This window comes from Bradyrhizobium sp. B025 (assembly GCF_042257955.1).
In the GTDB taxonomy this organism is placed as follows: Bacteria; Pseudomonadota; Alphaproteobacteria; order Rhizobiales; family Xanthobacteraceae; genus Bradyrhizobium; species Bradyrhizobium diazoefficiens.
This window is the reverse complement of the sequence record NZ_CP170150.1, coordinates 2,932,606-2,953,603: the sequence shown is the minus strand read 5'-3', so window position 1 is coordinate 2,953,603 and position 20,998 is coordinate 2,932,606. Positions and strand designations below refer to the sequence as shown.

General features: G+C 65.9%; 18 protein-coding genes. 6 read left to right on the top strand and 12 right to left on the bottom strand.

Features of this window, described 5'->3' with window-relative positions:
* Positions 1 to 59 precede the first annotated feature (59 nt).
* From ACE10W_RS13530 to ACE10W_RS13480, 11 genes are all read right to left on the bottom strand, one after another.
* A complete protein-coding gene (locus ACE10W_RS13530; protein WP_304552111.1) occupies positions 60 to 1,742 on the bottom strand; it encodes a long-chain fatty acid--CoA ligase in 1,683 nt (560 codons plus the stop codon).
* Complete coding sequence (locus ACE10W_RS13525; RefSeq protein ID WP_304552110.1) at positions 1,739 to 3,034, bottom strand: aspartate aminotransferase family protein; 1,296 nt, start codon at positions 3,032 to 3,034, stop codon at positions 1,739 to 1,741. The genes ACE10W_RS13530 and ACE10W_RS13525 overlap by 4 nt, the downstream gene beginning before the upstream one ends.
* A gap of 11 nt (positions 3,035 to 3,045) precedes the next feature.
* The gene (locus tag ACE10W_RS13520; protein WP_304552109.1) at positions 3,046 to 4,626 is read right to left on the bottom strand and encodes a hydantoinase B/oxoprolinase family protein; all 1,581 of its coding nucleotides are present in this window, start codon (positions 4,624 to 4,626) and stop codon (positions 3,046 to 3,048) included.
* Positions 4,623 to 6,632 (bottom strand): hydantoinase/oxoprolinase family protein, encoded by a 2,010-nt coding sequence (locus ACE10W_RS13515; RefSeq protein WP_304552108.1) that lies wholly within the window; start codon positions 6,630 to 6,632, stop codon positions 4,623 to 4,625. Before ACE10W_RS13515 ends, ACE10W_RS13520 begins: the two co-directional genes overlap by 4 nt.
* 409 nt (positions 6,633 to 7,041) lie before the next feature.
* The gene (locus ACE10W_RS13510; RefSeq protein WP_369525342.1) at positions 7,042 to 8,607 is read right to left on the bottom strand and encodes a PLP-dependent aminotransferase family protein; all 1,566 of its coding nucleotides are present in this window, start codon (positions 8,605 to 8,607) and stop codon (positions 7,042 to 7,044) included.
* A 46-nt stretch (positions 8,608 to 8,653) separates the two neighbouring features.
* Positions 8,654 to 9,184, bottom strand: coding sequence for a flavin reductase (locus ACE10W_RS13505; protein WP_304552106.1), 531 nt, complete (start codon positions 9,182 to 9,184; stop codon positions 8,654 to 8,656).
* Between the two features lie 8 nt (positions 9,185 to 9,192).
* Entirely contained in the window at positions 9,193 to 10,446 is a 1,254-nt protein-coding gene (locus ACE10W_RS13500; RefSeq protein ID WP_375762600.1) for a Zn-dependent hydrolase, read from the bottom strand.
* A 4-nt stretch (positions 10,447 to 10,450) separates the two neighbouring features.
* Positions 10,451 to 11,332 carry an alpha/beta fold hydrolase gene (locus ACE10W_RS13495; protein WP_304552104.1) on the bottom strand — a complete coding sequence of 294 codons (882 nt, stop codon included), beginning with the start codon at positions 11,330 to 11,332 and terminating at the stop codon, positions 10,451 to 10,453.
* A gap of 11 nt (positions 11,333 to 11,343) precedes the next feature.
* Positions 11,344 to 12,489 (bottom strand): pyridoxal phosphate-dependent aminotransferase, encoded by a 1,146-nt coding sequence (locus ACE10W_RS13490; protein WP_304552103.1) that lies wholly within the window; start codon positions 12,487 to 12,489, stop codon positions 11,344 to 11,346.
* Positions 12,490 to 12,496: 7 nt separating this feature from the next.
* On the bottom strand, positions 12,497 to 13,276 hold the full coding sequence (locus ACE10W_RS13485; protein WP_161535623.1) for an SDR family oxidoreductase: 780 nt from the start codon (positions 13,274 to 13,276) through the stop codon (positions 12,497 to 12,499).
* A 67-nt stretch (positions 13,277 to 13,343) separates the two neighbouring features.
* Positions 13,344 to 14,165 (bottom strand): GntR family transcriptional regulator, encoded by an 822-nt coding sequence (locus ACE10W_RS13480; RefSeq protein WP_304552102.1) that lies wholly within the window; start codon positions 14,163 to 14,165, stop codon positions 13,344 to 13,346.
* A 119-nt stretch (positions 14,166 to 14,284) separates the two neighbouring features.
* Here ACE10W_RS13480 and ACE10W_RS13475 point away from each other — a divergent pair, with 119 nt between their 5' ends.
* Genes ACE10W_RS13475 through ACE10W_RS13450 form a run of 6 tightly spaced genes read left to right on the top strand, consistent with a single transcriptional unit; the run spans position 14,285 to position 19,845 of the window.
* A complete protein-coding gene (locus tag ACE10W_RS13475; protein ID WP_161535625.1) occupies positions 14,285 to 15,148 on the top strand; it encodes an ABC transporter ATP-binding protein in 864 nt (287 codons plus the stop codon).
* Complete coding sequence (locus ACE10W_RS13470; protein WP_161535626.1) at positions 15,145 to 15,930, top strand: class II aldolase/adducin family protein; 786 nt, start codon at positions 15,145 to 15,147, stop codon at positions 15,928 to 15,930. The genes ACE10W_RS13475 and ACE10W_RS13470 overlap by 4 nt, the downstream gene beginning before the upstream one ends.
* A gap of 22 nt (positions 15,931 to 15,952) precedes the next feature.
* Complete coding sequence (locus ACE10W_RS13465) at positions 15,953 to 16,969, top strand: ABC transporter substrate-binding protein (protein WP_161535627.1); 1,017 nt, start codon at positions 15,953 to 15,955, stop codon at positions 16,967 to 16,969.
* Positions 16,966 to 17,781, top strand: coding sequence for an ABC transporter permease (locus tag ACE10W_RS13460; protein WP_161535628.1), 816 nt, complete (start codon positions 16,966 to 16,968; stop codon positions 17,779 to 17,781). The genes ACE10W_RS13465 and ACE10W_RS13460 overlap by 4 nt, the downstream gene beginning before the upstream one ends.
* Entirely contained in the window at positions 17,778 to 18,536 is a 759-nt protein-coding gene (locus tag ACE10W_RS13455; protein WP_161535629.1) for an ABC transporter permease, read from the top strand. The genes ACE10W_RS13460 and ACE10W_RS13455 overlap by 4 nt, the downstream gene beginning before the upstream one ends.
* A gap of 4 nt (positions 18,537 to 18,540) precedes the next feature.
* Entirely contained in the window at positions 18,541 to 19,845 is a 1,305-nt protein-coding gene (locus ACE10W_RS13450) for an LLM class flavin-dependent oxidoreductase (protein WP_161535630.1), read from the top strand.
* 210 nt (positions 19,846 to 20,055) lie between these two features.
* Here the strand turns inward: ACE10W_RS13450 and ACE10W_RS13445 are convergent, their stop codons facing one another.
* Positions 20,056 to 20,988, bottom strand: a complete 933-nt coding sequence (locus ACE10W_RS13445) for a dihydrodipicolinate synthase family protein (RefSeq protein ID WP_060913012.1) — start codon at positions 20,986 to 20,988, stop codon at positions 20,056 to 20,058.
* Positions 20,989 to 20,998: the final 10 nt, after the last annotated feature.

Genomic DNA, 20,998 nt, shown 5'->3' with positions numbered 1-20,998 from the left:
ATTTGCCGGCGCCGGCAGCATAGCGCAGCCGCGTCCGGAATTTCCAGCCGGGCGCCTTCTCATGCGGTCCGCCCCCATTCGGCGTCTTGCAGCAGTCGCCAGTTGATCTTGTTGCTCGCGGTCCGCGGCAAATGATCGACGAAGATAACGGCGCGCGGCGCCTTGTAGCTCGCCATGACGCCGCGCGCCCAGCCGATGATATCGTCCGCCGACGTCGTCGCGCGCATCGCCTCGTCCAGCACCACCAGGGCCTTGACGGTCTCGCCGCGATAATCGTCCGGCGCCGAGACGATACAGCACTCCCGGATGGCGCGGTTCTGGTACATGGCCGCCTCCACCTCGGCCGGCCACACCTTGAAGCCGCTGACATTGATCATCCGCTTGAGGCGGTCCACCGCAAAGAAATAGCCGTCGGCATCGCGATAGCCGAGATCGCCCGTGCGCAGGAACCGTTTGCCGGCGAGTTCGATGAACGCCTCAGCGTCGGCCTGCGGGCGGTTCCAGTAGCCTTGCAGCACCTGCGGCCCGTGCACGACGATCTCACCGACGACGTTGTCGTCCAGCTCGATCAGGCTCTCGGGATCGACGATCCGCGCGTCGGTCTCCTGCACGGCGATGCCGAGACACTGCCGCTTCGGTGCCGCCATCGGATTGAGGTGCGTCGGTGACATGGTCTCGGTCATGCCGTAACCTTCGACGAAATCGAGACCGAAGCGTCCCTTCAGCCGCTCGGCCACCGCCGTCGGCATCGCCGCGCCGCCACCGGTTAGCACCTTCAGCTTCGCAAAACACCGGTCGCGGAAGCGGACGCTTGCGAGCACGTCGACGATCATGGTCGGGGCCGCGTTCCAGAACGTCACGCCATAGGTTTCGAACAGGTCCGGGAGCAGATCCTTGTCCCAGCGCGCCATCAACAGCAGAGTGGCGCCGGCGACGATCGCGGCATTCATCGAACCCTGCATGCCCGCGACGTGGAACAGCGGCATGAATCCAGTCATCACGTCGCCGCCGTTGATCCCGTACCAGCGCGCCTGCAAGGCCGCGGTGAACAGCGCGCTGCGATGACTGTGCATGCAGGCCTTGGGCTTGCCTGTCGTCCCCGACGTGTAGGGCAGGATCATGAGGTCGTCCGGCCCGACGGCCATCGCACCCGGCCGCAAGCCTTGCGCGATCGCGGACGACCAAAAGTGCCAGCCCGGCGACGACGGCATCTCCGACGGCGCTTCGGTCACGCAGAGTGGCAGCGTGTAGGGCGTGGCGCTGGGCACCTCGTCGCGATACTGCGCGACGATTGCATACGCAATGGCATCCCCGACCAGCGGAGCAAACACGTCGCTCAGCTCGCTGCCGATGATCGCGACCTCCGCGCCGCTATCGGCCGCGAGATACGCGATCTCGGCGGTCTTGTTCATGGGATTGACCGGCACGATCACTGCGTCGGCCCGCATCACCGCATAATAGGCGATGACATATTGCGGCGAGTTCTGAAGCGCGATCATGACGCGGTCGCCGCGCTTGATGCCGCAAGCACCTTGCAGGAAACCCGCCAACGCGTCGACACGCTCACGCAGCTCGGCGTAGCTCAGGCTCGCACCGTAGAACACCGTCGCCGGATGCGACGGCCGGTCGTTCGCCGCGCGTGCCAGCGCGTCGTACAGCGTCCCTTCCGGCATCGTGAGATGCCAGGGCTCATCCACCGGCCAGGCCGGCGAACGACGGGATGCTGCGTGATCTATACTCACCCGTGCTCCTCGTCCGCGACGTCGAGACCGTGGTCGAGCGCATCCAGAAGCTGCTCAGCTTCGCGCTCGGAGATCACGAGTGGCGGCGCCAGGAACAGCGAAGTCTGCTCGCCGCTGGTGCCGATCACGGCACCGGCCTCCAGCGCCCGCTCCGCCACGCGCGAGGCGATCGGCACCTCCGTGGTGTCGGCATGCCAGGTGCGCCAGTCCGGGCCGTGCAGCTCCACCGTCCAGTGCAGTCCCTGCCCCGCCACGCGCTGCACGCTCGGATGTTTCTGCGCGATCGCGAGCAGGCGGCGGCTGAACAGCCTTTCGAGCTCTTGGACATGCTCCAGAATCTTGTCGTCGCTGACGACCTTCAGATAGGCGCTGACGGCGGCCATGCTGATGGGATGGCCGCGCAGCGTGCCGTAGTTCTGCCAACTCGTGCCCTTGAGCCGCTCGACGATATGCTTCGACACCACGACCGCGGCCACCGCCGCCGCACCGCCACCGAGCGACTTTCCGAGCGTCACGATATCGGGGCGGCTTTCGGCCCCCTGAAATGCGAACCAACGTCCCGCGCGGCCCGCGCCGGTGACGACCTCGTCCGCGATCCAGTACGAGCCCGCCTGCCGCGCGCGGCGCGCCACCTCGTCCTGATAGGCGCCGTCGTAGTAGATGCCGCCTTGGGTGTAGTCGATGATCGTCGCCGCCGTGTCGGAGAGCAGGCGCGTGGCATCCGCCAGATATTCGCTAGGCGGCGTATTATTGGCCGGTGCGCCGTAGATCGCGCCATTCGGTGCCGGCAAAATCCGTACTGGCGCCATCGGCGCGGGGAGCTGCGAGCCGCCCGAGTGCACCGCAAGCCCGCCATGCCATTGCGGCTGCACCGTCATGCTGCGCGACAGGCCGGTGATGCCATGATAGGCGCGCTCGCGCGTCGCCAATGCAGAGCGCTGCGTCAGCGCCTGGCAGAGCGAAAGTGCCATGTCGTTGGCCTCGCTGCCGCTGATACAGAAGCGGACCGCACCGACCCAATCCTCTTCGCCCCCGAACGCGGTGGCCATCAGGTCGTCCGCGGCCTGCTCGCGGCCGACCCAGGTCCAGCCTTCGTTCACGACAGGCGTATCCGCCGCACGGCGGATCGCTTCCACCATCGCCGGATGACGATGCCCGAGGCCGCCGCCGGTGTTGCTGCCGTCGATGAGGCGGCGGCCGTCGGACAGGTGGAAGTAGACGCCCTCGCCGCCGACGACGGCCATCGGCGCGGCCTCGCCTGCATTCAGTCCGGTTCGCAACAATCTGCTCATCGCGGGTCCCCTCACTCCGCAGCCGCGGCGCCGTAGCCACCGCCGCCGCACATCTCGATCGTGACGAGATCGTCTTGCTGCAGCACCAGATTTGATTTGCCGTCGATCGCAACATGCGCCCCCTGCCGGATCAGCGAGATACGGCAGGTCTTGCCGGCCTCGCCGCCCTGCATGCCGAATGGCGGAATCACCATGCGCTCGATGCAAGTCGTGAGATGCATCGCCGGCGCCAGGATGCGATAGGTACGGACGGAACCGTCACCGCCGGGATAGGCACCCGCGCCGCCGGACTGCCGGCGAATGGCCTGCTGCTCCAGGCGGATCGCGTAGTTCGCCTCGATCACCTCGACCGGCGTGTTCGAGGTGTTGGAGAGATGCACCCGGGTTGCCGACATGCCGGCGCGATTGTGCCGCGCGCCCTCGCCGCCGCCATGGACCTCGTAGAGCATCTTCCATGAACCGCTTTGACGCGGTTCGGCAAAGAACAGCACGCCCGCGGTGGTCGCGCCCCCAGCCGACAGACGTTCCGGGATCGTGTCTTGCATCGCGCGGAAAATCGCGTCGACGATGCGCATGGACGTCTCGTGGTTGCCGGCGGCAACCGAAGCCATCCAGCCCGGCTCCAGGATCGAGCCCGGGCGCGTGATGATGGTCAGGGGCCGGAGTGCACCCGCATTCTGGTTCATGTCGCGTCCGCTCATGATGCGCGCGGCATAGGCGACGGCCGAACGCGCCATGAACGGCGTCGTGTTGCAGAAGTTCGAGACGCGGTCGCAGCTTCCGGAGAGGTCGAAGGTCGCCTCATCGCCGCCAATCGTGATCTTGACGTGGATGCGCGCGGGCGCGTTGTTCTCGCTGCCGTCGTCGAGATAATCCTCGCCTTCGTAGACGCCATCCGGCAGCGCGCGCAGCGCCTCGCGCATCTCGATCTCGGAGAGATCGTGCAGGCGCGACTGCGTTGCCGTGAAAGCCGCCTTGCCGTGCTCGCGGCAGAGCTCGACGATGCGCTTCTCGCCGGCCTTGGTCGCCGCGATCTGGGCCAAAAGATCGCCCTCGCAGGACTCAGGATCGCGAACGTTGGCCTTGAGCAGCTGCACGATCGGCGTATTGACGCCGGCTGAGGTTGCGATCAGCACCGGCGGAATGCGCATCGCCTCCTGGAAGGTATCGATGGCCTTGGCGAAATAGCTGCCGGGCCAGGTGCCGCCGATATCCGGCCAATGCGCGAGGCTGACCGCGAACGCGACGATCTCGCCGTCGACGAAGACAGGACGCACGACCTTGACGTCGTTGAGATGGTTGCCGCCGAGCGCGCCGACATTGTAGATCACCACGTCGCCGTCGTTCAGGGTCTCGATCGGCACGACCTTCAGCAGTTCCGGAACGGTGTAGGCCATCGCGCCGAGATGGATCGGGATGTCGCGGCCCTGCCCGACCAGACCGCCGCGACCGTCCGTGATTGCGGACGACAGATCGCCGGCCTCGCGCAGCAGCGGCGAGCGGGCCGAGCGCGTCATCACCAGGCTCATCTCCTCGGCCGCGGCGGAAAGCCCGTGCCTGATGACTTCGACGACGAACGGATCGAGCTTCATGTGCCCCTCCGCGTCAGGAACAGGTTGCCGGCGGCGTCGGGCTTCGCCTGCCAGCCAGGCGGCACCACCACCGTTGACCATGCGTCTTCGATGATGGCGGGACCGTTCACGGTTTCCGTCAGCGCGGCGCGGTCGATGATTGCTGCCGCGATCTCGTGGAAGCCGTCGAACGAGCAGGTGCGCGTACCTGAGGACACGGCCCTCACCGCTGTCGCCGGCCGACTGACGACGGTCGTCGACGGGCGGCGCGCCTGCACCCGCACGGATTCGATGACGCAGCTCTCCTTCGTCGCATAGCCGAAGAGCTCGTGATGCCGCGCCAGAAAATCCTTCTTGAGCCCAGCCACGTCGAGCGGCAGTGCGAACGGCACCGGAATGGCGTCGTTCTGCGCCGCATAGCGCATCAAGGCCACCAGCTCGACCTGGATCTCTGCCCTGGCGACACCGTTGGCAATCAGCGGCGCCGAGGCATCATCAATCAACGTCCCGATCCGCTCCGACACGCGCGCCAAGTCGATCCCTTCAAGCGCCGCGCGAAGAGTCTGCTGTTGGAGGAAGCTGAAATCGGCGGTAAGACAGCCCAGCGCCGAGAACGCACTCGATGCGCTCGGCACGACGACCGCTGCAATCCCGTAGAGATCGGCAAGACCCGCGGCATGCATCGGTCCGCCGCCGCCGAAGGCGAGCAGCGTGCAATCGCGTCCGTCGATGCCGCGTTCGACCGTGACGCGCCGGAGCGCCCGAGCCATCGTGGCGTTCGCGACCTTGATGATGCCGAGCGCCGTTTCGGTCAGGCTCAGCCCCAATGCCTGCGCGATCGGCGCGATGACGCGCTTGGCGGATTCGATGTCGATGCCGATGCGATCGCCAAGCTTGGTCTCGGGATTGAGATAGCCGAGCACGGCGTTGGCGTCGGTGATGGTGGGCTCGGTTCCGCCGCGGCCGTAGCAGGCCGGCCCCGGCTCGGAGCCGGCGCTCTCCGGCCCGACCATCAGGCCGCCCGGACCGTTGCGCACGATCGATCCGCCGCCGGCACCGATGGAATGAACCGCGAGCATCGGTTGGCGCAGCGGCTTGTCGCCGAGCATGCGGCCGTCGGTCATCTCGGCCTGGCCGTCCACGATCAGGCACACGTCGGTCGTGGTGCCGCCCATGTCGAAGGTCAGCATGCGCGACGTGCCGAGCTGGCGCGCGATACTGACCGAGGCCGAGACGCCGGCCGCAGGACCCGACATCGCCATCACGAGTGGCCGCCGTTTCACCGCCGAGATCGGGATCATGGCGCCGGCCGAATGAAACACCTGCAGGCCGGCTCCGATCGGCAACCGCTGCTCCAGCTCGCTGAGATATTCCACCGCGATCGGCATCGCGGCCGCGTTGAACACGGTTGCCGAAGTCCGCTCATATTCGCGGGCCTCCGGATTGATCTCGTGCGACAGCGAGACGTGGGCGACGACGTCCTTGAGCCGCTCGCCGAGAATCTTTTCATGCACCGGATTGGCGTAGGCGTGCAGCAAGGCCACCGCGACGCTCTGAACGCCGGTCTGCTTGAGCCAGGCCACCAGACGCTCGATCTCGGCGTCCTCAAGCGCCTTCAGCACCCTGCCTTCGTGATCGAGGCGCTCGGCGAGTCCAAAGCATCGTTCGGGCGGCACCAGAGGCGGCGATTTCGGGGGAATGTCGAGCCGATAGAGATCGCGGCGGCGATAGCGCGCGATCTCGAGCACATCGGCAAAGCCTTCGGTCGCGACCAGCGCAACCTTCGGCAGCCGGCCCTCGACGATGGCGTTGGTCACGCGGGTGGTGCCGTGGACGAAGCGCTTGACCTCGCTCTTGCGCAGGCCGACGGCCTCGATGGCCTCGAGCATCGCCTGAACGGGCGCCTGCGGGCGCGACGGCACCTTCGCAATCCGCGCCTCCGCGGAGTCGCGCCGGATCGCGATGATATCGGTGAAGGTGCCGCCGATATCGGTGCCGACTTCCCAGTGATGTTCGGAAGAGCTCATGTGCAGGGATCAGCTACGCGTGACGTCCGAACCGGACGCCGGGTCCTTGCCGTTCATCGCAACGTCCAATGCCGAAACCAGAGCGCTCATCATGCATCCCTTGTCATGCCACCGACCGAGAGCGTGCGACAGAGCGATGGGCGCGGGATAGGGCCAAAGTTGTCGCAAACCACTAGACCAGCGCGCGACCGGCGCCGTGCGCCACGCCACCTGCTGCACGTTTTGGTGCAGTCGTGCCCGCAGAGAGAGCACGCGAACACGGGCCGGCTCACGCGAAAAACGTGCAGCGCACCACGGAATTCTCCGGGCAAATCGCAACTCCTGCTGCGCTGCAATCCGAACGTCTGAAATCGTCTGTCTAATTTGCAGGCGATCGAACGGCGCTGTGGGATCGTCGGGTGCCTATGAGCTATGCACCACGATCGGCTCTGCCTCTCTTTATTGTACGAACAGTACGAGACGATATTGCCGGATCGGATGATGCATTGCGGGAGCCGCTGCCGATGCAAGCCGCGATTCTCGCAAGCAGCGGAGATGCATCCTCGACGCGCAGCCGCCCGTATCCGAACACCAGGCCTTGCAACGTCGGCTGCTTCAGAAAATTCTGCGACAGCGGCTGCACATGGATGCCAGCCTGCTTCAGGACGGCGGCCGCTTCGCGGTCGCTCATCCGCGCCCGCATCGCATCGGTGAACAGCGCCACCAGATGCAGCCCGGTCACCGCCGCGGACACGGCCAGATCGTCAGGCATCAGCGTGGCGATCGCATCGATCAGCGCCTTGCGCCTGGTGGCATAGGCCCGGCGCATCCCGCGCAGGTGCCGCAGCAGATGCCCCTCCCGCATGAATTCGGCGAGCGCGAGCTGACCGACGCCGGAGGTATGGACGTCGATCCGCGCGCGGCCCCTGGAGAAGCCATCGATGAAATGCCTGTTGGCGACGATGTAGCCGAGCCGCAGGTTCGGCATCATGATCTTCGAGAAGGTGCCGAAATAAATCACCCGCCCCTCGCGATCGAGCGAACGCAAGGAGGCGATCATGCTGTCCTGGTGCCTGAACTCCGAATTGTAGTCGTCCTCGATCACCCAGACATCGTTCTTGTTGGCCCAGTCGAGCAGCTCGAGACGCCGCTCCAGGCCCATGCTGACGCCGAGCGGATATTGATGCGACGGCGTGACCACGATCAGCCGGGCACCCGGCGCGCGTCGAATCCCTTCCGAGACCACCAGCCCCTTGTCGTCGACCGGAACCGGAACCAGCTTGGCGCCGGCCGCCGTGAGCGCCCACCGGGCCTCGACAAAGCCGGGCTCCTCGACCCAGACCTCGTCGCCGGGATCGAGGATCATCCGGCTACAGAAATCGAGCGCCCCCGATGTGCCTGACGTGACGACGACCTCCTCCGGCGAGCAGACCAGCCCGCGCACCGAGCCGAGGAAATTTGCGATCTCGCTGCGCAGGCGCGGATGGCCTTCGGGAGGGAGATCGAGGCACTCCTGCTCCCTCGGATTTTGCCAGGTCTGGCGCAGCAGGCGCGACCAGTCCTTGAAGGGGAACGTCGAGATATCAGGTGCGCCGGGACTGAACTCCGACGGCCAGTTGGTCTCGTAGTCGAACGCCAGCAGTGATTGCCAGCGCTTCGACATATGGGCGGGCACGGCCGCGGGCGACGCCACCGACGGCGGCTCCGCGTGCGGTGTTGCGACTGACGCCACCATGACGCTGCCGCGCGGGGTCGATTCAAGATAGCCCTCGGCGTAGAGCAGATCCCACGCGGTCAACACCACCGTGCGCGAGCAGCCCAACTCCCGCGCGATCTCCCGCGAGCCCAGAAATTGCGTTCCGGCCGGAAAGACGCCGCGCAGAATGCAGCCGCGGATGTGGGCCGCGATCTGCAAGTGCAGCGGCACGGCCGACGCCCGGTCGATATGCATCCCCGCGAGAGATACGCGCTTGTTCGGTTGACGGCTCTTGTCCATCGCGCAGAGGTGATTGTTGGAACGGCCGGCGATCGCCAGCCTCACCTCAGGATGCGTCAAGAGCGGATTCCGGTCCAGCCTCGGTTGGATCGGTCACCCCGACCGTGTGGTAGGCGCGGCCGAAATAGATCAGATTGTCGGTGCAACCGGATCTTTGCAGGGCCACGACGCGGCAGAACAGCACGTCATGCGTACCGACATTGACGATATCGGCAATCCGGCAGTCGAACGCGGCGGAACAGTCGGCCAGCACCGGCGCACCGGTTGCGAGCGTCGACCACGCGGCCGCGGCAAACCGTTCGTCGGCGGGCACCTTGCCGCCGAACAGCCGGGACAGCGGCTCATGCCGGGCCGAGAGCACGTTGACGCACACCACCTCGTTGCGCGTCACGCTGGAGTAGGCAGAGGAGCCGCGGTTGATGCAGACCAGAAGCGTCGGCGGATCGTCGGTGACGCTGCAAATGGCGGATGCGGTAAATCCGGCGCGCCCCGCGCTGCCGTCTGTGGTCACGATGTTGACGGCCGCGCCGAGACAGGCCATCGCATCGCGGTAGTCCTGTGGGGCCACGTCCTGCATCGGCGTCCTCACACCGCAATGCCAGGCGCAAACGCCAGCTCGCGCAGCACCTGGGCCAATACGGAGGCGCCGGCGGCAACATGATCGGGCTCAGCCCATTCGTGCTCAACGTGGCTTGCGCCGTCGCGGCACGGGATGAAGATCATCGCGGCGGGACAGATCTTGGCAAGATGGCGGGCGTCGTGACCGGCGGCGGAGAGGATCTCCATGGCGGAATGCCCCTGCTCTCGCGCGGCTTCCGCAATGCTCGCCCGCAGGCGCGGATCGAAGGCGTTTGACGGCGCATCGACGAGCGGTGTCACCGTGACCGCGCACGGTGCGGCGTTCTGCTGGCAAAGAGCCGCGATGCGCGCGCCCGCGGCATCGAGCACCGCATTATCAGGATGACGCAGATCGATGCTGAAGCTGACGCGCGAAGGCACCACCGACGGCGCGTTCGGAACCACGGCAACACGGCCGATGGTGAACTTGATGTCGTCATCGACCGTGCCGATCTCGGCATGGAGCGCCGCCGCCATCCGCGCAAAGGCCGCGAGCGCATCCCGCCTCTCCTGCTGCGCCAGCGTGCCGGCGTGTCCTTCGGCGCCCTCGACCACCACCTGAAACGTCTTCTTGCCCTGGATGCCCGTGACGACCCCGATCGCGCAGTCGGCTGCCTCGAGCAATGGTCCCTGCTCGATGTGCAATTCGAGATACGCTCCGGCCGCGAAGCCGAGTGGCCTGTGCGGCACATCAGGGAAAGCCTGGTGGAGGCGGTCGAGCGCTTCGCCGACGCTGATGCCGTCGGCATCGCGCGCGGCGCGGATCGCATCCATATTGCGTTCGCCGGTAAAGGCCTCCGAACCCATCATGCCCGGCGCGAAGCGCGAGCCTTCCTCGTTCATCCAGGCGACGACGATGACATCGCGTGCCGGCCTGTCACTTTGCTCGGCGAGCGAGACCGCCGCCTCTAACGCCGCCATGACACCGGCCGCGCCGTCGAATTTCCCGCCGGTCGGCTGGCTGTCGAGATGACTGCCGAGCAGAACCGGCGACGCGGCGTGATCGCGCCCGGCCAGCGTCAGGAACAGGTTTCCCGCGGCATCCGTCGACGGCGTCAAGCCCGCCTCGCGCGCCCAGCCGATAGCACGGCGCCAGGCGGCAATCTCGCCGTCACTCAGTGCCTGACGGTTCACCCCGCCGGCGGGCGTCGCGCCGATCTCGGCGAGCGCCATCAGGCGCGTCCAGAGCCGATCGGCGTTGATCAAGGTGCTCGATCCCATCGACCTACTTCGTGCGCATGATCTGGCCCGGCAGCGCGCGCGGATCGCGCGGCAGCCAGCGCCCGGCCTCGACCTGGGCGATGAACTCGGCAAGCAGCGCGTTGAACGCCGCCGGCTCCTCGAGATTGAGCGTGTGGCCGGTCTTGGGGAAGACCGAGAGACCGCAGGCCGGAATGGTCTTCTTCAGGAAGATGCCGGGCTGGAGACAATGATCGTCCTCGTCGCCGACGACGACCAGCGTCGGCACCATCATGTTCTTCAGGCCGTCTTCGAGATCGTAGAAGGACGGCCGCCGTGCCTGGACCCCGCGCATGGTGTTGGCGGCGCCGCGGTCGGAATGGGTGGCAAGGCGATCGGCGAATTCCTTCCAGCCGCGCGGATCCTTGTTCTGGAACTGCACCCGGCTCGCGCCGAGCGCGTAGATCTTCGAAAATTCCTTGGCGCCCTGCTTCTCGAAATTGTCGGCAACTTCGAGCGAGACGCCGCGAAAATAGTCCTCAAATTCCTTCTCGCAGCCATAGCCTGCGCCGGCCACCGTGAGCGACAAGGCACGCTCCGGCGTGCGCAGGCCGAAATGCACCGTACAGAAACCGCCCATCGACAGGCCGACGATGTGCGCCTTCTCGATTCGGAGCGCGTCGAGCACGGCGACCGCATCGTCCGCGGCAATCGCCTGCGAATAGGCTTCCACGCTGTCGGGCACATCCGACGGCGGATAGCCGCGCGCGGCGTATGTGATGCAGCGATGGCGCCGGCTGAAATAGCGCAGCTGCGGCTCCCAGCTTTCGTGATTGCCGCCGAATTCATGGATGAAGAGGATCGGCGTGCCCGCGCCCGCCTCTTCCACATGGAGCTTCACACCGTCTTTGGTGGTGATCATCGTCATCGGCATATTCCCTAGAATTGCGGCGGCAGGTCGTTGAGCGTGCGCGCCTGCGCAACCATGTCCGGCAGCAGCGTGCAGAGCTTTTCGACCCACGCCTGCGGCACGGAGGTGCTGATCTTGACGAAGCGGTCGCCGAAGCGCTGCGTATGATACGTGCCCTGGCGGATCATGATGCCCTGGCGGCGATAGCACTCGACCAGCGCCTCGGGACGGATGCCCGCTGCGATGGTCTCCAGCACCAGAAAGTTTCCGTGCGAGGGCATGATCGGCAGCGCCAGCCCTTCGATCGCGGCCGCCGCCCCCTGGATCATCGCCTTGTTGGACCGGTCGGTGCTGCGGACCTTCTTCATCCACTCAGCCTTGACGGAAAGTCCCGCCTGCGCCGCACGCTGGGCGATCACGCTCGCACCGAGCACGCTCGTGGATGTCAGCGCCAGTTCCTCGAACAGGTCCGGCGCGGCGACCAGAGCGCCGATCCGCAGGCCGGCAAGCCCGAGCCATTTCGAAAAGCTGGTCGAGACCACCGAGCCTTGCGGCGCCACGTGGAGCGACGGGGTGTGGCCGTCGGCGAAATCGCGGTAGGTGCAGTCGTGCACCAGCAGCGCGCCGCAATCGCGCGCGATCGCCGCGAAGCTCTCGATCTCCTCGCGGGTGTTGCGAATGCCGAGCGGATTGTTGGGATCGACGAGATAGATGATCGCGGTGCGCTCGTCGACATTCGCCTTCAACGCCTCGGGCGTCAGGCGGTAGTTGCAGGCCGGATCGTAGATCGGAATTTCGATCACTTCGGCGCCCTGCTGGCGCGCGAACAGGCACGGCCATTTCCAGGTCGGATCGGTCGTCACCAGCGTCGTTCCGGGCTTGCAGCGCGCACGGCAGATCATCGCCAGCGCGTTGACGCCGCCCTCGGTCACCAGCGCCTCTGCGCCGGGCACACCGAGGTCGGCGACGATCGCGGCACGCAGCGCCTCGAAGCCGAGCGGCGGGGCATAGGCATTGAACTCGCCAGCCTCGATCGAGCGCAGCATCGCCTCGCGCACGGCGGGGTGGCTCTCGATATGGTTGGTGTTCTGCCCGAGCCAGTAGAGCCCCGGCGTCGCCGAGAGCTCGTCGAAATAGCGGTTGCGGACCAGTGCCGCGGATTGAGGCTTCGACATCGAGGCCTCAGATCACCGAGCCGCGCGCGGCGATGCCGCCGTCGATCGTCACCACGGTGCCGGTGATGTAGCCGGACCTTGGCGAGGACAGGAAGGCGACGAGATCGGCGACCTCCTCCGACGTCGCGGGGCGCTTGCCGGGATATTTGTCGAACAGCTCCTCCCAGCGGCTTTCGTCGCCGAGCATGTCGATCGCCTTGCGCTTCATGATCTTGAGCATGCGGTCGGTGGCAACCGGTCCCGGATTGACCGCGACAACGCGCACGCCGTGATCGAGGCTGCGGCCGCCGAGCGCCTTGGTGAAGGACATCAGCGCCGCGTTGCCGGTCGAGCCCGCGATATAGCTCGCGTCCCAGTTCTCGCCGGAATTGCCGATGATGTTGATGATGACGCCGTCCTTGCCCTTCATGCGCGGATAATAAAGACGCGACAGCGTGATGTAGCCGAACACCTTGAGATCAAAGCCGCGCCGCCAGGCGGCATCATCGAGGATTTCCAGCGAGCCGGCCGGGATGTCGCCGGCATTGTTGACGAGGATGTCAATGTCGCCGACCTCGGCCGCGAGCTTCTCCATCGCGGCCGTGCTCGACAGGTCGAGCGCGTGGATGGTGATCTTCACGCCAAAGTGGGCTTCCAGATCACGCTTGGCCTGGAGCATGGCCTCGCCATTGCGGGCGGCCAGATGCAGGTGACAGCCCTCCGCGGCGAAGAGCTCGGCCACCGCAAGTCCAATTCCTTTCGACGCGCCGGTGATCAGGGCGGTCTTGTTCGTCAGCTTCAGGTCCACTCCGGGTCTCCAGGATGCAAGCTAGATATACAAGGTCTAGCAATTTGCATACCAAGCGACCCGAGGGTCATTCGAAGGCGGCGAGGAAGTCCAGAAGATTGTCGCCGAGCAGGTTGACGTGGTCCCGCATGGCGCTGTGCGCCCGCTCCGGATCGTGGGTCAGGATCGCCTGCATGATCGCCTCATGCTCGCGAACGGTGTCGGCGATCCGGTTCGGCATGCGCGTCACCCGGCGGCGATACGCCGCCACCTGGTTGCGCAGCTTGCGGGTCTGCTCGACCAGGAAGGCGTTGCGCGAGGCTTCGTAGATCGCTTCGTGAAATTCCTGGTTGATGTCGTAGAAAACATCGATATCGCCGGTTTCACCTGCCGCCACAAGCCGCTGGTGAATCTCGCCAATTTCAGTCCCCCAGGCCTGGGAGACGCGCCGCGCGGCGAGCCGCGCGCAGAGCCCTTCCAGCTCCGCCATGACCTGGAACATCTCGATCAGCGCCTGCGCCTTGATGCTGCGGACCGTCGCCCCTTGCCGGCCGCGCAGTTCGACCAGATTGTTGGCGGCCATCAGACGGAATGCCTCCCGCACCGGCGTGCGCGAGACGCCGAAGCGCTGGGCGATCTCCTGCTCGTCGAGCCGGCTGCCCGGCTCGAGATGCCCCGCCGCGATCGCCCCTTCGAGCTTCTGGCGCAGGCTCTCGGCGAGCGTCATGCCGGGGCCTGCGGCCAGGGTTTCGTGCCCATTTTTCACGCGCCTGCCTCCGGCATGTGCACCAATATCCGCCATCATGTTTCTCCGATATCGATATACGTATACAAAATGGCACCAATCTTCCAGTGAACCGGCCGATTTTCTGGCGGAGACGCGTGCATCTCCGGGATATCCACCTGCCAACTCGCAAATCTTATGCCTGATTTGCCGCGAAATCGCACTGGCACACGAGTTGCTAAGAGATTTCGACGCGGTCCGCTTTCGTATGCGAATGGCCGCCGCCATTATACAAGGACATCCCGGTGCAGGCTGCCCGCCTCCCCGATCCCGGACCGGCCATCGAGGCCCCGCAGGCTCACCCGAAGCCTGAGCCGCTGCTCGAGCTGCGCGCGATCGACAAGACCTTCGGCTCCGTTGCGGCACTGTCCGGACTTCAGGCGAGCGTCGCCCCCGGCGAGTTCGTCACCGTCGTCGGCCCGAGCGGCTGCGGCAAGAGCACCCTCTTTAATATTGTCGCCGGCCTGGAAGAGCCCGACGCCGGCGGCATCCTGCGCTTCGAGGGCAAGAGCTGCCACGCCGCCGACCTGCTCGGCCGCGTCTCCTTCATGCCGCAGCGCGACCTGCTGTTTCCCTGGCGCAATGTCGTCGACAACGCCATCCTCGCGCTCGAGGTCGAGGGCATGCCGCGCGAGCAGGCGCGCGCAAAGGCGCTGAAGATGCTGCCCGAGTTCGGGCTCGCCGGCTTCGAGAAGCAATATCCCAACCAATTGTCGGGCGGCATGCGCCAGCGCGTCGCCCTGATGCGCACCTTCCTGTTCGAACGCGACCTGATGCTGCTGGACGAGCCGTTCGGCGCGCTCGATGCGCTGACGCGGGCGATGATGCAGCGCTGGCTGCTCGACGTCTGGCAGAAATACCGCCGCACCATTCTCTTCATCACCCATGACGTCGACGAGGCGATCTTCCTCGGCGACCGCGTGCTGGTCATGACGGCGCGTCCCGGCTCGGTGAAGCTCGAACAGGTCGTCGACCTGCCCCGCCCGCGCCGGCCCGAGATCGTCACCTCTCCGGAATTCGTGCGCCTCAAGCGCACGCTGCTCGACGCCATCGAGGAGGAAAGCATGAAGTCGTTCCAATCCTCCATCGCGCAGGAGAAGACGCCGTGAATGCGATGTCAGCGCCGCAAGCCGCGCCGCGCGGCATCGAACCGGCCGAGTGGGATGCCCGGATCAAGCTCGCGGCCTGCTATCGCATGGTCGCCAAGCTCGGGATGGACGACCTGATCTACAACCACATCTCCTTGCGCGTGCCCGGCCACGAGGACCAGTTCCTCATCAATCCCTACGGCCTGCTGTTCGACGAGATCACGGCATCCAGCCTGGTGAAGATCGACACCAAGGGCAACAAGCTCGACGACACGCCGCATGCCGTCAACGTCGCGGCCTTCGTCATCCATGCCGCGATCCACACCGCGAACCACGACGCGGCCTGCGTGCTGCACACCCATTCCGACGCGAGCGTCGCGGTCTCAGGGCAAGAGAAAGGCCTGTTGCCGCTCAGCCAGTTCGCGATGCGCTTCTACGACCGCCAGGCCTTCCACGACTACGAAGGCGTCGCCATCGACCTCGACGAGCAGGTTCGCCTGGTGCGCGACCTCGGCCCGCACAAGGTGATGCTGATGCGCAATCACGGCATCCTCACCGTCGGACGGACGCCGGGCGAGGCCTTCATGCTGCTGTATTATTTCGAACGCGCCGCGCGGATCCAGCTCCAGATGCAGGCGGCGGCCGCAGCCGGCGCCAAGCTGGTGATGCCGCCGCACGAGGTCTGCGAGAAAGCCGCGCGCCAGTTCTGGGAATTGCAGGGCGACATCCTCGTGCCCGGCGAACGCGAGTGGCCGGCGCTGATGCGCCAGCTCGACCGCACCGATCCGTCCTACCGCAATTGATTTCACCGCCTGGAGTTTGACCATGTTGAGCCGACGCCACGCCTTCTTCGCCCTCTCCGCCATCGCACTGGCGACCGGCTCGCTTGTCACGGCCGCGCCCGCCGCTGAATTGCAGAAGGCAAGCCTGCGCCTGAAATGGCTGCCGCAGGCGCAGTTCGCCGGATTCTACGTTGCGGCCGCCAAGGGCTACTACAAGGCCGAGGGCATCGACCTCACCATCAATCCCGGCGGACCCAACCTGCTCACCGAGAACCTGGTCGCGACCGGCGCCGACACGTTCGGCTTGTCCGGCGGCACCGACAGCGTGTTCGCGGCGCGTGACAAGGGACTGCCGATCGTCTGCATCGGCGTGTCGCACCAGATCACGCCCTTCATCTTCGTCACCCGCAAGGACGGGCCGGTGAAGACGATCCAGGATTTCAAGGGCAAGACCGTCACCACCTGGTTTACCGGCGCCAACCATGTGCTGAACGGCATGCTGGCCAAGGAAGGCATCAAGCCGGATGAGCTGAAGATCCAGCCGCAGCAGGTTTCGGTGACACCCTTCGTCGACGGCAGCGTCGATGTGGTCACCGCGACCTATTACAACGAGTTCTACACCATCCAGTCGCGCATGCCGAAGGACAGCCTGAAGACCTTCGTCGCCGAGGACTACGGCATCACCTTCCCGCGCGACACGCTGATCGTGGCCGAGGCGACCGCCAAGGAGAAGCCTGAGCTGGTCAAGGCGTTCCTGCGCGCTTCTCTCAAAGGCTGGAAGGACGCCTTCGCAGACCCCAAGGGTGCCGTCGATACCGTGATGGCCGCGGCTCCGACGCTCGACCGCGCGCAGCAGGAGTTCATGCTCACCGAGGTAAAGCGCCTGATGACCGCTGGCGCCGCGGCGAAGAACGGCATGTTCTGGATCGATGCCGACGCGGTCAAGACCGCCCACGACTTCTTCCTGAAGTACGGCGTCATTTCCAAGCCGCTGGATCTTGCCGCCGCGTATGATGCAAGCTTCATCCAGAGCGTTCCGCTGGCGGACCGGCTGCCGTGAGCAGCCCTTCGGCGGCATCGCTTGGCAAGAGCTGGGTTGCTGCGCAGCGCATCGCGATGCCGGCTTCGTTGCGCAAGCTGGTCCGGCTCCTGCTGGGCCTTGCGATTGCGGCGGTGATCTGGGAAGGCTCGGTGCAGCTGTTCGGCATCCGGCCTTATTACCTGCCGCGCCTCAGCACGATCCTGATGGCGATCGCGGCGACGCCTCGCGCCTATGTCGACGGCTTCCTGCGTACACTCGCCGAAACGCTGATCGGCTTTGCTTCGGGCGGGGCGTTCGGCGTGCTCATGGGCGTCGTGTTCTTCCGCATCCGCGCGCTGCGCGAGATGGTGTTTCCGATCTTCGTGGTGTCGCAGACGATTCCGGTCATCGCCTTCGGGGCGCTCGTGGTGCTGTGGTTTGGCAATACGCTGCTCGCCAAGGCGATCATTGCGTTCTATCTGACCTTCTTTCCGGTGACGGTGAACACGCTGCTGGGCTTCGAAACCGTCGATCCCAAGCAGATCGCCCTGATGCGCAGCTTTGGCGCCTCCAACCGCCAGCTCCTGCTCCGCTTGCAGCTTCCAACCGCACTGCCGCAAATCTTCGTCGCGCTGCGGCTCGCCGCATCGCTGAGCCTCGTCGGGGCCATCGTCGGCGAATGGTTCGGCGACACCACCGGGCTCGGCGTGCTGCTGCTCCAGGCCATGTTCACCGAGAATGTCGTCGCGATCTGGGCCGCCCTGCTCGCCGCGGCGCTGCTCGGCACCGGCTTCTATGCGGTGGTCGCCGCGGTGGAGCGACGGCTGGTATTCTGGAGCGCCGAGCAATGAGCCGCGCGCTTGCCTCACCTTCGCTCTCCGTCCAGCGCGGCATCCTGGGCGCCGTCCTCCTGGTCGCGTGCTGGGAAGGCGCAGCGCGCGGACTGCATCTGCCGGCCTATGTCCTGCCCGCCGTCACCGACATCCTCGCCGGCCTCTGGTCCAAGCGCGCGACGCTCATCGACGCTGCCGGTTACACCCTGCTCGAAGCGCTGGTCGGCTACGGGCTCGGATGCCTGATCGGTATCGGCCTCGCCGTCGCAATCGCATTGGTTCCGGCACTTCGCAGCGCGATCCTGCCGCTGGCCACCGCGATCAATTCGGTGCCCGTGGTCGGCTATTCGCCGCTGATCCTGCTCTGGTTCGGCATCGGCGTCAGCTCGAAGATCGTGATGGTGGCGATGGCGGTGAGCTTCACCATCCTGCTCTCGATGCTGGCCGGGCTCGACCGTGTCGACCGCCGCGCCGTCGATCTCATGAAGAGTTTTGGCGCAAGCCGCTTCGGTGTGCTGTGGCGCCTGCGCCTGCCGACGGCCCTGCCGCTGCTGCTCGCCGGCATGCGCGTCTCGACGGTGCGCAGCGTGATCGTCGCGATCGTCACCGAGATGCTCGGTGCACATGGCGGGCTCGGCTGGGTGATCTACCAAGCCGTGCTCCAGATCGACTTCGTCCAGGTCTGGGCGGCGATCTTCGTCGCATCGGCGGCGAGCCTCGCCTTCTTCGGCCTGATCGGTTTCCTCGAACGCAAGATCCTGTTCTGGACATGACGCCATGAAACGACAGATGCATCTCGGCCTGTTTATCCTGGGAACCGGCAGCCACGTCGCCGGCTGGCGCTATCCAGGCGCGGTCGACAGCTTCCAGGACTTTGCGGCGATCCAGGAGATCGGCCGCACCGCCGAGCGCGGCAAGTTCGACTTGATCTTCATGGGCGACAATCTCTATGCCGATGCCGCCGCCCATCCCTCCTACACGCTGCGGCTCGAGCCGCTGACGATGCTGGCTGCGCTCGCGACTTCGACCAGCCATATCGGGCTCGGCGCCACCGTCTCGACCACCTACAGCGATCCGTTCTCGGTCGCGCGCGTGTTCGCCTCGCTCGACCACATCTCCAGGGGCCGCGCGGCGTGGAATGCGGTGACGACGGCCAATCCGGCGACCGCTGCGAATTTCGGCACCACCCATCCCGACCACGCCCGCCGCTACGAGATGGCCGGCGAATTCCTCGACGTGGTCAAGGGCCTGTGGGACGGCTGGGCGGATGACGCCATCGTCGCCGACCGCAGCAGTGGCGTCTACATCGATCCGGCAAAACTCCGCCCGATCGACCATGACGGCGCCTTCTTCAAGGTAAAGGGCCCGCTCAACATCGGCCGCAGCCCGCAAGGTCGCCCCGTCGTGCTTCAGGCCGGCGGCTCCGAGGCCGGACAGGCGCTCGCCGCGCGCACCGCCGATATCGTGTTCTCGGTGGTGCAGGATATCGAGGAGGCCAAGGCCGGCTACACGTCGCTGAAGACGCGACTGCCGGCGTTCGGCCGCAAAGCCGACGACGTCACGGTGCTGCCGGGCGTGATGCCCGTCGTCGGCCGCACCGACAAGGAGGCGTTCGAGAAGCTCAACGTGCTCCAGAGCTTTGTCAGCGGCAGCAATGCGCTCGCGATCCTGTCCGATCGCTTCGGCCGGGACATGTCGGCCTACGATCTCGACGGGCCGATCCCGGACATCGCACCGTCCGACAGCTATCACAGTTTCGCCAGCGTCATGCTCGCCAAGGGCCGCCGCGAGAACATGACGCTGCGCGATCTCTACAACCTCACCGCCGCCGCCCGCGGCCATTGGGTGCTGTGCGGCTCGGCCGAGCGCATCGCCGATACGCTCCAGCTCTGGTTCGAGCAGCACGCCGCCGACGGCTTCAACGTCATGCCGCCTTATTTCCACGAAGGGTTCGAGGATTTCGTCGAGCTCGTCGTACCCATCCTGCAGGAGCGTGGGCTGTTCCGCGCGGACTATGAGGGGACGACGCTGCGGGATCACCTCGGCCTTGCGCGGCCGGCCAATCCGTTCTTCGCGGCTTAGAAGATGATGAAGTTAGGTCTGACTGCGAGCCGCGAGGCAGGTACGCTCCCTCTCCCGCTTGCGGGAGAGGGTTGGGGAGAGGGTGTCTCCGCGGTGGGATTCGCCAAGAGGATAGAACCCTCACCCGGCGCAAGTGCGCCGACCTCTCCCGCAAGCGGGAGAGGTGACCGATCCCGCCGCGAGATCGAGTCAACCAAAAGCCATCAGGCTTCAGCGCGCGCCGGCGATCCGCAGCGCTTGCTCGAGTGCCCGCAACTCATTTGAAGTTGCCGGTGGCTGCGGCGGTCGCGCCGCGTCGCATGAAAGACGCCCAAGCAATTTCAGGCAGGCCTTGAGCCGCACCGTCGCGCGTCCTCCCGGCGCATCGCGATAGATCGCGACCGCAAGCGGATAGAGCTTCTCGTGCGCGGCCCGCGCCTGCTCCCAATCACCGGCTTCAGCCGCATTCCAGAGGCTGACGACAAGCTCCGGCACGACGCAGGCAAGGCTGACCTGGCTGCCGGCCGAGCCGACGAGATAGCTCGTCAGCAGGTGCTCATCTCCCGAGCCGAGCACGACGAACTCCGCCCGCAGCTTGCGGATCAGTCGCAGATTCTGTTCGTAAGTCGCGACCTCCCAGCTGCCCTCCTTGATCGCAACGAAGCGAGGGTCGGCAACCAGTTGCTCCAGCAGCGACGATGCATAAGCCATGGCACCCGCACCGACCGGCGCGGCGTAGAGCATCAGCGGCACGGTGGTGGCATCGCGGATATGGCGGTGATGTGCGATGACACAATCATCGGCGTGTGCGAGCGCCCAGCTGTTGGGAGGAAACACCAGAAGCCCGTCCGCGCCCGCCCGCTCCAGCACAGCCGCCTCGCGCGCGGCCTCCAGGCTCGATTCGTGATTGACGCCAGAGACGATCAGGCAGTCTTTCGGAGCGTACTCGCGCGCCAGCTCCACCACGCGCTGTTTTTCGGCGAGCGACAGCACAAAATTCTCACCGGCATGGCCGTTGACCAGGAGGCCATTGATGCCCGGCGTGGACGCGACCGAGGCCACATGATCCGCCAGTCTTGTCTCATCGATCTCGAAATCGGGCGTCATCGGCACGATCGTGGCGGCATGAATGCCGCGAAGGCGATCGCTGAATGTTTGCGTCATCTCGCCGGAC